The organism is Sphingobium sp. WR1 (assembly GCF_059693745.1).
In genome coordinates this window covers 21,735-34,123 of record NZ_JCATID010000006.1, presented here as the reverse complement: position 1 = coordinate 34,123, position 12,389 = coordinate 21,735, and the positions used below count along the sequence as shown (strand labels likewise).

Annotated in this window: 10 protein-coding genes; 3 read left to right on the top strand and 7 right to left on the bottom strand. The window is 65.7% G+C overall.

The window, feature by feature from the left end:
• The first annotated feature begins 78 nt into the window (after nt 1-78).
• Nucleotides 79-2,679 (top strand): aminopeptidase N, encoded by a 2,601-nt coding sequence (gene pepN / locus AC58EF_RS09480; protein WP_497275885.1) that lies wholly within the window; start codon nt 79-81, stop codon nt 2,677-2,679.
• 31 nt (nt 2,680-2,710) lie between these two features.
• Here pepN and AC58EF_RS09475 read toward each other — a convergent pair whose 3' ends face one another.
• The 4 genes from AC58EF_RS09475 to AC58EF_RS09460 are packed head-to-tail and all read right to left on the bottom strand — an operon-like array spanning nt 2,711 to nt 6,320.
• Nucleotides 2,711-3,325, bottom strand: a complete 615-nt coding sequence (locus AC58EF_RS09475; RefSeq protein ID WP_497275884.1) for an ABC-type transport auxiliary lipoprotein family protein — start codon at nt 3,323-3,325, stop codon at nt 2,711-2,713.
• A 47-nt stretch (nt 3,326-3,372) separates the two neighbouring features.
• Nucleotides 3,373-4,335 (bottom strand): MlaD family protein, encoded by a 963-nt coding sequence (locus AC58EF_RS09470; protein WP_497275883.1) that lies wholly within the window; start codon nt 4,333-4,335, stop codon nt 3,373-3,375.
• Nucleotides 4,336-4,338: 3 nt separating this feature from the next.
• On the bottom strand, nt 4,339-5,211 hold the full coding sequence (locus AC58EF_RS09465) for an ABC transporter ATP-binding protein (RefSeq protein WP_497275882.1): 873 nt from the start codon (nt 5,209-5,211) through the stop codon (nt 4,339-4,341).
• The gene (locus tag AC58EF_RS09460; RefSeq protein ID WP_497275881.1) at nt 5,211-6,320 is read right to left on the bottom strand and encodes an MlaE family lipid ABC transporter permease subunit; all 1,110 of its coding nucleotides are present in this window, start codon (nt 6,318-6,320) and stop codon (nt 5,211-5,213) included. The genes AC58EF_RS09465 and AC58EF_RS09460 overlap by 1 nt, the downstream gene beginning before the upstream one ends.
• A gap of 98 nt (nt 6,321-6,418) precedes the next feature.
• On the opposite strand from AC58EF_RS09460, the gene AC58EF_RS09455 reads away from it, so the two are divergent.
• Nucleotides 6,419-7,093 (top strand): HAD family hydrolase, encoded by a 675-nt coding sequence (locus AC58EF_RS09455; protein WP_497275880.1) that lies wholly within the window; start codon nt 6,419-6,421, stop codon nt 7,091-7,093.
• 76 nt (nt 7,094-7,169) lie between these two features.
• Here AC58EF_RS09455 and AC58EF_RS09450 read toward each other — a convergent pair whose 3' ends face one another.
• The 3 genes from AC58EF_RS09450 to AC58EF_RS09440 form a co-directional block, all read right to left on the bottom strand.
• Nucleotides 7,170-8,126, bottom strand: coding sequence for a 2-hydroxyacid dehydrogenase (locus AC58EF_RS09450; RefSeq protein ID WP_497275879.1), 957 nt, complete (start codon nt 8,124-8,126; stop codon nt 7,170-7,172).
• Nucleotides 8,123-9,448 carry a cystathionine gamma-synthase family protein gene (locus AC58EF_RS09445; protein ID WP_497275878.1) on the bottom strand — a complete coding sequence of 442 codons (1,326 nt, stop codon included), beginning with the start codon at nt 9,446-9,448 and terminating at the stop codon, nt 8,123-8,125. The genes AC58EF_RS09450 and AC58EF_RS09445 overlap by 4 nt, the downstream gene beginning before the upstream one ends.
• Before the next feature lie 143 nt (nt 9,449-9,591).
• Complete coding sequence (locus AC58EF_RS09440) at nt 9,592-9,807, bottom strand: hypothetical protein (RefSeq protein ID WP_497275877.1); 216 nt, start codon at nt 9,805-9,807, stop codon at nt 9,592-9,594.
• A 123-nt stretch (nt 9,808-9,930) separates the two neighbouring features.
• Between AC58EF_RS09440 and AC58EF_RS09435 the strand changes: the two genes are divergently transcribed.
• Nucleotides 9,931-12,354, top strand: a complete 2,424-nt coding sequence (locus AC58EF_RS09435; protein WP_497276122.1) for a ligase-associated DNA damage response DEXH box helicase — start codon at nt 9,931-9,933, stop codon at nt 12,352-12,354.
• The last annotated feature ends 35 nt before the right edge of the window (nt 12,355-12,389 follow it).

Genomic DNA, 12,389 nt, shown 5'->3' with positions numbered 1-12,389 from the left:
CGGAGATTATATCGCCGATCTTCGGCTTGTCTCCCAAGCCCACTGGTCTTTTCCCTGTCTGCTCCCTAGGTTGCGGGGATGGCCGACATGCTCTCCACCACCGCCGCCGCTCCCGTCGTCATTCGCCGCGCGGACTATCGCGCGCCCGACTGGCTGGTCCCTGATATCGCGCTCGACTTCGATCTCGACCCGGCGTTGACGCGGGTTCATGCGACGCTGTCCGTCGCCCGCAACGGCGATCATGACCGCCCTCTGCGCCTTGATGGCGATGGCCTCGTCCCGTTGGAGGTAAAGGTCGACGGGCGCATCCTGACGGATGGGGAATGGCATCTGGAAGCCGGCGCGCTCATCGTCGCTTTGCCTAGCGAAGCGCATAGCGTCGAAACGCTCGTCGAGCTGGCGCCGGAGGGCAATAGCAAGCTGATGGGGCTCTACGCCAGCGGCGGGCTGCTCTGCACCCAATGCGAGGCGGAGGGCTTCCGCCGCATCACTTTCTTCCCGGACCGGCCCGATGTGCTGTCGCGCTATAGCGTCCGCATGACGGCCGACAAGACCCGCTTTCCGATCCTGCTGGCCAATGGCGACCCGGTCGAACAGGGAGATATGGAGGACGGCCGGCATTGGGCGCGTTGGAACGACCCCTTCCCCAAGCCCTGCTATCTGTTCGCGCTGGTGGCGGGCGACCTGGCCTGCAACGCCGACAGCTTTGTCACGATGAGCGGGCGCGCGGTGCGGCTCGGCATATGGGTCAAGGAAGCTGACCTGCCGCGTACCGCCCATGCGATGAAGGCGCTCAAGGACAGTATGGCGTGGGACGAGCGCATTTATGGCCGCGAATATGATCTGGACGTGTTCAACATCGTCGCCGTCGCCGACTTCAATTTCGGGGCGATGGAGAATAAGGGCCTCAACATCTTCAATTCCCGCTATATTCTCGCTGATCCCGAAACCGCCACCGACATCGACTATGACGGGGTGGAAGGCGTGGTCGCGCATGAATATTTCCACAACTGGTCGGGCAACCGCGTCACCTGCCGCGACTGGTTCCAGCTTTCGCTGAAGGAAGGCTTCACCGTCTTTCGCGACCAGAATTTCTCCGCCGATATGGGCAGCCATGCGGTCAAGCGGATCGAGGATGTGCGCATCCTGCGCGCCGCCCAGTTCCAGGAGGATAGTGGCCCGCTCGCCCATCCGGTGCGGCCGGAATCCTATATGGAAATCAGTAACTTCTACACGGCGACCATCTATAATAAGGGGGCGGAGGTGATCCGCATGATGGCGCTGATGCTGGGGCCGGAACGGTTCCGTGCCGGCACCGACCTCTATTTCGACCGCCATGATGGCGAAGCCGCGACCTGCGAGGATTTCGTCCGCGCGATGGAGGATGGCGGGAATATCGACCTCGGCCAGTTCCGCCGCTGGTACGAGCAGGCGGGGACGCCGCGCATCCGCGCCCTGCTGTCGCACGATCCTGTCAGCCGCAACGTCGAACTGACGCTGGAGCAGAGCGTGCCGGCGACGCCCGGTCAGCCCGACAAGGCGCCGATGGCGATCCCGCTGCGCATCGCCCTGTTCGATCCCGCGACGGCCACGCATCATGGTGACGAATTGCTGATGCTGACCGATCCGACGCAGAGCTTCACTTTCCCCGGCTTCGCGAGTGCGCCGGTGCTGTCGATCAATCGTGGTTTTTCGGCGCCGGTGATCGTGGAAACCGACCGCAGCCAGGCCGATCTCGCTTTCCTGTCCGCGCATGATGACGATCCCTTTGCCCGCTATGAGGCGATGCAGCAGCTCATGGTCAATGTGCTGGTCGGCCGGATCGGCGGACAGGATGTGGATGATGGCGCGGTGATCGAGGCGATCCGCAATACGCTGATTGATCCGGCGCTCGATCCCGCCTTTGTCGCGGAAACCATCCGGCTGCCGAGTGAAGCCTATCTGGGTGACCAGATGAAAATCGTCGATCCCGATGCGATCCACGCGGCGCGGGACGCCTTGCAGCAGAAGATCGGCGCCGAACTGGAGCCGCTCTGGCGCGACGTTCATGCCAGGACCAGGGCGAACGCCTTCGCGCTGTCGTCCGCTGCCAAGGGCGCGCGCAAGCTGCGCAACGCCGCGCTTCATTATCTGGTGGCGTCGGGCGCGCAGGACGGCCCGGCCATCGCCTTCGCCCAGTTCAGCGAGGCCGACAATATGACCGAACGTCAGGCGGCGCTCGGCACCTTGGCGAACGGGACCAGCGCGGAACGGGTGGCAGCGCTCGATATTTTCTACAACCGCTATTCGGCCGACGCGCTGACGCTGGACAAATGGTTTCAGACCCAGGCCTTCGCCTTCCATCCCGACACGGTCGAACAGGTCGAGGAACTGGGGCGACACAAGGACTTCACCCTGGCCAATCCCAACCGCGTGCGATCGCTCTATGGCGCTTTCGCGGGCAACCAATGGGCGTTCCATCACAAGTCGGGCAGAGGCTATGGGCTGGTCGCGAACTGCATCATCGCGCTCGACAAGCTCAACCCGCAGACGGCGGCCCGGCTGGTGCCGCCGCTGGGACGCTGGAAGCGGTTCGATGAAGGGCGCGCCGCGATGATGCGAGCGGAATTGCAACGCATCCTGGCCGAGCCGGGCCTGTCCAAGGATGTGACCGAGCAGGCGAGCAAGAGCCTGGAATAACCGCCGCCGCTCGCTCCACCCGAAAGCGGGCTCAGTCCTTGACCGCCGCCACCCAGGCGGCGACATCGGCCGCCACCTTGTTCGCGGCCGCGTTCAGCGGCGCGCCGACATTATTCGCCTCGATCTTGCCGCTTACCGGCGCGCTGGCGGTAAAGCGCTGGCGGGCGAGCGCCACACCGGCGGGGGTGGTCAGCACGGCATCATAGGTGACGGTCGCGCTATGGCTGGCTGCGTCGATGGTGAAGGCCAGCAGCTCACCCGAAAGCCGCTGTCCGCCATCGCCGGAGAACTGCCCCGAATCGAGCACCACCCGATCGGTCGTCGCGGAGATGGTTTCGGCCAGCAGCCGGCGGAACAGGTGGCGCGGCGTATCGGCCCACTGGACCTTGGTCACATAGGCGACCGCAGTCGGCGCCGTCTGCACCGGCACGCGGATCGTGTCCAGCATCTTGGGCGCTTCGGGATCGGCGACGATCAGGGTTCGCCCGCCGCCGGCGACGCGAGCCGCGCCTGCCGGCACCTTCTGCGCGGCGTCCAGCGTCAGCAACTGCACCGGGGGCTTCGCGCCGAAGGACACGCAGCCCGACAGCAGGACGGCGGCGGCGGCGAGCGCGACCATCGCGCTGCGGGATTTCGCGTGGATCATGGTCCGCTTCTCTTTCCTCTGATGGTCTGGCCTCTGATGGTCCGGCTTCATGGCTTATAGTCCGGCAGCTTGGGCGATCCGACCAGCGATCCGGCGCCCTGCTGGTCGAGCTTTTCGGCGACGCCGCGGAAGGCCCGCGACATTTCGCGCAAATCGCGCACCAGCTGGTTCACCTCCGGCATGGTCTGGGTGCTGAAGGCATGGACGCCCGGCTGCGCCTCGCCGATGGTCTTGTCGAGTGTATCGATGCTGCGCGTCGCCGCCTGCACGGTCTTGCGCAGGTCGCCCAGCAGCGGCTTGCCTTCCTCGTTCAGCATCGAATCCGTTGTGGCCGCGAGCTTGCCGATCTGCTCGACCGCGACGCCGGTGCGCTGCACGGCGATACGCGCTTCGGCCAGCGTGGCGGCGATTTCGGGGCTGCGATCGGCCAGCGCGCCCGACACCCGCTCCACATTGGCGAGGATGCCGGCGATCGACTGCTGATTCTTGTCGTTCAGCAATTCGGTCAGCCGCTCGGTCAGGGTCGACAGCCGCTCCAGCAATTGCGGCGCATTGTTGAGCAGCTCGCCCAGCGCGCCGGGCTTGGTCGGGATGATCGGCACCCCGTCGGGGCACACCGCCTTGGGGTTTTCCGCAGGGCAGATGATCGGCGGAGCGCCTTTGACCGCGCCGTCCAGCACGATCTCGCTCACGCCCGTGAAGCCGACGCCCTGGATCGTCGCCGTCGTGCCTTGCAGCACCGGGGTGGCCGACTTGACCGAAATCCGCACCTTCACGAAGCTGGGATCGCGATCCCACAGTTCGATCTTTTCGACCTGCCCGGACGGCACGCCCGAATAGTTGACCGCGGACCCCTTGGCGAGGCCGCTGACCGACTGTTTGAAAAAGATGTCATATTCCTTGTTGTCACCCTGCGACAGGCGCGAGAACCAGAAGGCCGTGATCATCACCGCGGCCAGCAACAGCAGCGTGACCGTGCCGACCAGCACATGATTGGAGCGGGTTTCCATATCCTATCGCCTTCCGTCCGTCGGCTTGCTCGCCGCCTTGCCCTGTTCGCGCGCGACCGCCGCGGTCGCGGCCCGGCCGCGCGGGCCGTTGAAATATTCCTGAATCCAGGGATGGTCGAGCGCCAGCAGCTCCTCGATCGTGCCGACCGCGATCACCTTCTTGTCCGCCAGAACGGCCACCCGGTCGCAAATCGAATAGAGCGTGTCGAGATCATGGGTGATGAGGAAAACGGTGAGGCCCAGCGTCTGTTGCAGCTTGCGCGTCTGGTCGTCGAAGGCCGCCGCGCCGATCGGATCGAGACCGGCGGTCGGCTCGTCCAGGAACAGCAGGTCCGGGTCCAGCGCCAAGGCGCGGGCCAGGCCCGCGCGCTTCTTCATGCCGCCCGACAGCTCGGACGGATATTTGGGGCCGGCCTCGGTCGGCAGGCCGGTCAGGCGGATCTTGTAGGCGGCGATCTCGTCGCGCAGCTCCGGGCCGATATTGGGATAATATTCGCGGATCGGGACTTCGACATTCTCGGCCACCGTCAGGGTCGAAAAGAGCGCGCCGCCCTGGAACAGCACGCCCCAGCGCTTGCGGATCGCCAGCGCCTCGTCGTCCAGCCGCCCGATCATCGATTCGCCGAAGACGCAGACTTCCCCCTCATCGGGGGTCTGGAGACCGATGATGGACCGCATCAGGACGGACTTGCCCGTGCCCGATCCGCCGACCACGCCCAAAATCTCGCCCTTGCGCACGTCGAGGTCGAGATGTTCGTGCACGATCTGGTTGCCGAAGCTGTTCTTGAGGCCGCGCACCTTGATCGCGATGTCCGCGGTTTCGACCGCTTCTTCGATCCGGCGATCTTCTGCTTCCTGGATTTCCTCTTCGCTCATCAGTTCCAGCCCACCCAGGTGAAGAAGACCGCGAAGAAGGCGTCGATGACGATGACCAGGAAGATCGCCTGCACCACCGCGGAGGTCGTGCGCAGGCCGACCTCCTCAGCATTGGCCTTGACCTGCATCCCCTGGAAGCAGCCCGACAGGGCGATGATGACGCCGAACACCGGGGCCTTGATGAGGCCGACCCAGAGATCGGTGATCGGCACCACCTCCCGCAACCGCTGGACGAAGGTGATCGGCGGGATTTCCAGCGCGACAGCGCACAGGAAGCCACCGCCGATGATCGCGACGATCGAACTGTAGAAGCCGAGCAGCGGCATCATCATCACGACCGCCAGCGTGCGCGGCAGCACGAGCGCCTCCATCGGGGAGACGCCGATCGTGCGCATCGCGTCGATCTCCTCGGTCAGCTTCATCGTGCCCAATTGCGCGGCGAAGGCGGAGCCGGAGCGGCCGGCGACCATGATCGCGGTCATCAGCACGCCCAGTTCGCGGAAGGTGAGGCGGCCGACCAGGTTGATGGTCAGCACCTCCATGCCGAACTGCTTGAGCTGCACCGATCCCTGTTGGGCGATGACGATGCCGATCAGGAAGCTCATCAGGCCGATGATGCCCAGGGCGGAAACGCCCACCACCTCGAAGCGCTGGACCACCGCGTTCCACCGGAAACGGCTGGGATGGCGGATCAGGCTCCAGCTGGCGACAAGCGTCGCGCCGAAAAAGCCGAGCAGGCCCAGCAAGGTGGTGCCCGAATTGACGACGGCCTCGCCGATCTCGCCCACGACTCGGCGCAGGGGGTGAACATGCTCCGGACGGATCGGCACCGGTTCGTCCAACTTGCCGATCGCGTCAATCAGGCGCTGGGCCTCGTCATGCGCGCCGTTGATTTCCGCGCCCAGCCGCTTGGCGGTGCGATGCACCGTCCAGGCGCCGATCGTGTCGATATGGTCGACCCCGGACAGGTCGATCGCGTTGACCGGGCCCTGCAGCCCTTCGAGGCGGGCAGGCAGGTCGTGAAGGCACGCTATGGCCAGGTTTCCCGAAAGCCGTATTACCGTGCCGCCATCGCGCGTTTCTTCGGAAAGGTCGGCGGCTTTGTTCATCAAGGCGGTTTAGTGGTCCATTATCGGTTGCACGGCAAGCCGAAACGGCCCATCCGCAGGTCAGAACGACGGGTAAGGGCAAAAGTTTCGGAAACGGCATGACGCACAGGCTGGCGATCTACGACATGGACCGCACGGTGACGTTCAGCGGCACCTATACGGGGTTCCTGATTCATGTGGCGCGGCGGATGGCGCCGTGGCGGTTGCTGCTGTTCCCCTGCGTCATCCTGTTGATGCTCGCCTATGTGCTGAAGCTGATCACGCGCCAGCGCCTCAAGGAACTGAACCAGGCGCTGATGATCGGTCCCAATGTCGAGCGCGCGAAGCTGATGCCCCATATCGAAAGCTATGCCGACAAGGTGGTGGCGACCAATTTGCGGCAGGGCGCGGTGGCGCAGATCGCGAAGGACCGGGCGGACGGCTATCGGCTGGTGCTCGCCACCGCCTCCTATCGCCTCTATGTCGAGCCGATCGCGCGGCGGCTGGGGTTCGACGCGGTTATCGCGACCGATCATCTGTCGCAGGATCTTCGCTATGTCCGCGCGAAGATCGCCGGCGAGAATTGCTATGACACGGGCAAGCTGCGCATGATCAAGGCGTGGATGGCGGCCGAGGCGATCGACCGGTCGCAGGCCTATATCCGCGCCTATTCCGACCATGTGTCGGATGCGCCGATGCTGGAATATGCCGACATTCCCTTTGCGTCCAATCCGCACAAGCCGCTGGCGAAACTGGCGGCGGAACGGGGCTGGACGCGGGTGGACTGGGACTGAGGCGGAAAATATCCCGCTGACATCGTCATTGCGAGCGTAGCGAAGCAATCCAATGTCGCTCCGATGGATTGCTTCGCTACGCTCGCAATGACGGCCCAAGATCACCTACCCGCGCGGGCAGGGGCTGGCCCGCGAAATGGGCGGCGAGATTGGCTTGCAGCATCTGCACCATCCGCCCGACCGCTTCCTGCGTCGCGCCGCCGGTATGCGGCGTCAGCACGACATTGGGGACGTCCGTCCAGCGCGCGGGATCGGTCGGTTCGGGATCGAACACGTCGAGCGCCGCGCCGCCCAGCCGCCCGGATTTCAGCGCGTCGATCAGCGCCACTTCGTCCACCAGCTGTCCACGCGCGACATTGACCAGCAGCCCGCCGGCGCCGAGCGCTTCGATGATCGCGGCGGAAATCAGGCCACGATTCTCCTCTCCGGCGCGGGCTGCGACAAGCACTATGTCACTTTCCTGCGCCAGCGCCATCAGGCTTGTCGCGCGCGGCCAGGGAAGGGCGGGCTTGTCGCGCGGCCCCCACCAGCCGATCCGCATCCTCATCGCCTGCGCCCGTTCGGCCGCCGCCACGCCGATCGCCCCCATGCCGACGATGCCCAGGCGCGCGCCGCCCATCGACCGGGTGATGGTCTTGGCCTGTGCGGTCCACAGGCCCGCGCGCAATTGCCGGTCGCCCTCGACGATCCAGCGGCGATGGGCCAGCATCAGGCCGATGGCATGGTCGGCGACATCCTCCGCATTGGCATTGCCGGCATGGGCGACGGCGATGCCGCGCGATCGGGCGAGGTCCAGGTCGACCCCGTCATAGCCCACGGTGAAGCAGGCGATGAGGCCGAGCTTCGGCATCGCCGCGATCAACGCGGGATCGAGCCGGAACTCGCCGGCCGTCACCAGCGCCTGCGCGCTGTCCAGCCGCGCGCGCCCGCCATCCTCCCACAGCGGCATGACGTCATAGTCCGCCGCCAGCACGCCCAGCAAAGGCGCGAGATGCGGCTGTGCGATCAGGATGACCGGGCGCGGGCCGCTCATCCGATCTGCCGCAATGCCTGGGCGAAGTCGGCGATCAGATCGTCGGCATCCTCGCAGCCGATCGAGATGCGCACCATATTGTCGCCGATCGCCAGCGCCTTCTTGCGCTCGGCGGGGACGGACAAATGGGTCATCGCGGCGGGATGGCTGGCCAGCGTCTCGGTGCCGCCCAGGCTGACCGCCAGCTTGGCGATCTTGAGCGCGTCGAGAAAGGCGAAGGCCTCCGCCTCGCCGCCCTTCAAGTAGAGCGAGAAGGTCGATCCCGCGCCGGTGCAGTGGCGGCGATAGATATCGGCCTGCCGCTCCGTCTCGGGGAAGCCGAGATAGACGACCTTCTCGACCTGCGGCTGGTCCTTGAGCCAGGCGCAGACCTTCTCCGCATTCTCGCCCGCCCGGCTCATCCGCAATTCCAGCGTTTCCAGGCTGCGCAGCAGCATCCAGGCGCTGTGCGGGTCGAGGATGGTGCCGATCGTGTTGCGCATCAGGCGGATGCTGTTGATCAGCGCATTGGGACCCAGCACCCCGCCCGCGACCAGATCGCTATGCCCACCCGCATATTTGGTCAGGCTGTAGATGACCAGGTCCGCGCCATGCTTGATCGGACGATGCCAGAGCGGGCCGAGGAACGTATTGTCGATCGCGACCGGCGGGACATGCGCCTCTCCCGCGAAAGCCAAGTCGCGCCGCGCGACCACTGCCTCCAGATCGACCAGCACATTGGTCGGATTGGCCGGGCTTTCCAGATAGATGAGCGCGACCCGGCCCAGCGTCCTGGCCTTTTCGATCACCGCGCCGATCTCCTCCTCGGTCGCGCCGGCCGGGAAATCGAGCCATTGCACGCCGAAGCGGCCGAGAATGCGTCCGATCAGCGATTCGGTCGCGGCATAGAGGGGCGCGCTGTGCACGATGACGTCGCCCGGCTGGACCAGCGCGAGCAGGGTCGTGGCGATCGCCGACATGCCGCTGGAAAAGAGCAGCGCATCCTCCGCCTCCTCCCAGACGGACAAGCGATCCTCGCAAATCTCCTGATTGGGACCGTTGAAGCGGGAATAGACCAGCCCTTCCGCTCCGCCGGGCCGGATGCCGGTCACGCCCTCAAAATGGCGCTTGCCTGCTGCTGCGCTTTCGAATGCGAAGGTGGAGGTCAGAAAGATGGGCGGCTTCAACGACCCTTCCGACAGGGTGGGGTCATAGCCATGGCCCATCATCAGGGTGGCAGGCTTCAGCTTGCGGCCGTCGATCTCCATGATCGGGGCCTTGGGACGGCGGCGGTTGTGCGTCGGTTCGGCGCCGGTCAGTTCGGCTTCGGTTTCGCCGGTCATGTCATTCTCCTGCATATCTCGGCGTCTGATGCGCCGCTGTCATGGGCGGGAGTGTAACGCAGGAGCGGGGACGGGGACCAGAGGGGTGAGCAAGATTATTTCTTTCGGCTATATGATTATTCCGCGAAAACCCGGTCCGCGGTTCAGGCGACAAGGCCCTCCTCATCCTCGATATGCACGGGCGCCTCATCCCCTTCAGCCGGATCTCCGGCGTGCGGCGGATGGACCTGCGCAACATGGAGCGCCTCCGCATAGAAGCTGCACCAATTGGCCCAGTAGCTGAAGGGCGCGAACCAGGCGTCGAACAAGGTCGTTGGCACCGTCCCCGGAACGAGGGCATGTTCATGGTCTTCGGTCATGCTCCGATCTCCTCTCCATTTTCGCCACTCTTACCATGATCGCGGCGCCGGGGCCATGTCGGGAACCCCGCGCGGTGCACGGCGGATCGTGACAGGACGGGAGGGGTGACCTACATCCGGGCCATGTCGGTTCGCCTTCCCGCCATCGTCGAAAGCTGGTTCGCCGCCCGCGGCTGGCGGCCGCGCCGGCACCAGATGGAGATGCTGGCGGCCGCGGAGCGGAGGGAACATGCGCTGCTCGTCGCGCCGACCGGGGCGGGCAAGACGCTGGCCGGATTCCTGCCGACACTGGCCGACCTGATTCGCGATCCGGTCGATGGGCTGCATACTCTCTATGTCTCGCCGCTCAAGGCGCTGGCGGTGGATGTGCGCCGCAACCTTCTGACCCCGATCGAGGAGATGGGCCTGCCGATCCGGGTCGAGACACGCACCGGCGACACGCCGTCCGACCGCAAGGCGCGCCAGCGCGCCCGTCCGCCGCAAATCCTGCTCACCACGCCCGAATCGCTGTCACTGCTGCTGAGCTATCCCGACGCGGCCCTGATGTTCGCGGATCTGAGGACGGTGATCGTGGACGAGGTCCACGCCTTCGCCACGCAGAAGCGCGGCGACCTGCTCAACCTCTCCATGGCGCGGTTGCAGGCGATCCATCCCGCGCTACGCCGGGTGGCGCTGTCCGCCACGGTGGCGGATATCGACGCCTATCGCGCCTGGCTCGCGCCCGATGGCGATATCGACGCCGTGACGCCGGTCCTGGGCGAGCAGGGCGCGGACCCCCATGTCGCCATCCTGATCCCGGAGGGCCGCGTCCCCTGGTCCGGCCATTCCGGCAAATATGCCGCGACACAGGTGATGGCGGAGATCGAGTCGCGCCAGACGACTTTGGTCTTCTGCAATACGCGGGGCCTGGCCGAACTCATCTTCCAGTCGCTCTGGTCGGCCAACGACGCCAACCTGCCCATCGCCATCCACCATGGCAGCCTGTCGATCGAGGCGCGGCGCAAGGTCGAATCGGCGATGGCGGCGGGCAAGCTGCGCGCGCTGGTGGCGACCGCGTCGCTCGACCTGGGCGTCGACTGGGGCAATGTCGACTGTGTGATCCAGATGGGCGCGCCCAAGGGATCGTCGCGCCTGCTCCAGCGCATCGGCCGCGCCAACCACCGGCTCGACATGGCGTCGGAGGCGATCCTGATTCCCGGCAACCGCTTCGAATATCTGGAGGCGCGGGCCGCGCTCGACGCGGTCGAGGCGGGGGAGCGCGACGCCGACGATTTCCGCCCCGGCAGCCTGGACGTGCTGGCGCAGCATGTCATGGGCCTCGCCTGCGCCGGGCCGTTCCGGGCGGAGGAACTGCTGGAGGAGGTGCGCTCCGCTACCCCCTATAGCGCGCTGACGCGGGAGGCGTTCGACAATGTCCTGCATTTCATCGAGGGCGGCGGCTATGCCTTGCGCGCCTATGACCGGTTCAAGCGCCTGACGCAGGAGCCGGATAGCCAGGGGCATATGCTTTGGCGGGTGTCGCACCCGCGCTTCGTCCAGCAGCATCGCCTCAACGCCGGCATTATCGTCGATCAGCCGGCGCTCGCCGTGCGCTTCGCCAATGGCCGCAAGCTCGGCACGGTGGAGGAGGGGTTCGCCGCCACCTTGCGACCCGGCGACAGCTTCTTCTTCTCCGGCATGGCGCTGGAGGTGGTGCGGATGGACACCAGCGATCTGGTCGTGCGCGCGACGTCGAAACAGGCGCGAATCCCCAGTTGGGGTGGCACCCGCATGGCGATGTCGACCCGCCTTGCCGACCGGGTGCGCCATTTTCTGGCCGAGCCGGAGGAATGGCATCGCTTCCCCCAGGATGTGCGCGAATGGCTGGAGATGCAGAAATATCGCTCCGCCCTGCCGCAGCCGGGGCAGTTGATGATCGAGACTTTCCCGCATGAGGGGCGCCATTATCTGGTCTGCTACAGTTTCGAGGGCTGGAACGCGCATCAGTCGCTCGGCATGTTGCTCACCCGCCGCATGGACGCGCAGGGGCTGATGCCGCTGGGTTTCGTGTCGAACGACTATGCGCTGGCGGTCTATGGGCTGAAGCCCGTCACCGATCCGAAAAGCCTGTTTTCCGCCGACATTCTGGACCATGAGTTTGTCGAATGGGTCGAGCAGTCGAGTCTGTTGAAGCGCGCTTTCCGCGACGTGGCGGTGATCTCGGGCCTGATCGAGCGCCAGCATCCGGGCAAGCGCAAGACCGGGCGGCAGGTGACGTTTTCCACCGACCTCATCTATGATGTGCTGCGCAAATATCAGCCCGACCATCTGCTGCTCAAGGCCGCCTGGGCGGACGCCCGCGCGCGCATGACCGATGTCGGACGGCTGGGCGACCTGATCGACCGCGCGAGCGAAACGATGCTGCATATCGATCTCGACCGGGTCAGTCCGCTGGCGGTGCCGGTGCTGATCCTGATCGGCCGCGAGCAGGTGGCGCAACATGCGGCGGAGGATGCGCTGCTGATGGAGGCCGAGGCGCTGGTGGCCGAAGCGATGCGCGCGGATTAGGCGAGGACAGGGGGATCGGTCGATTGGGAAGCGAC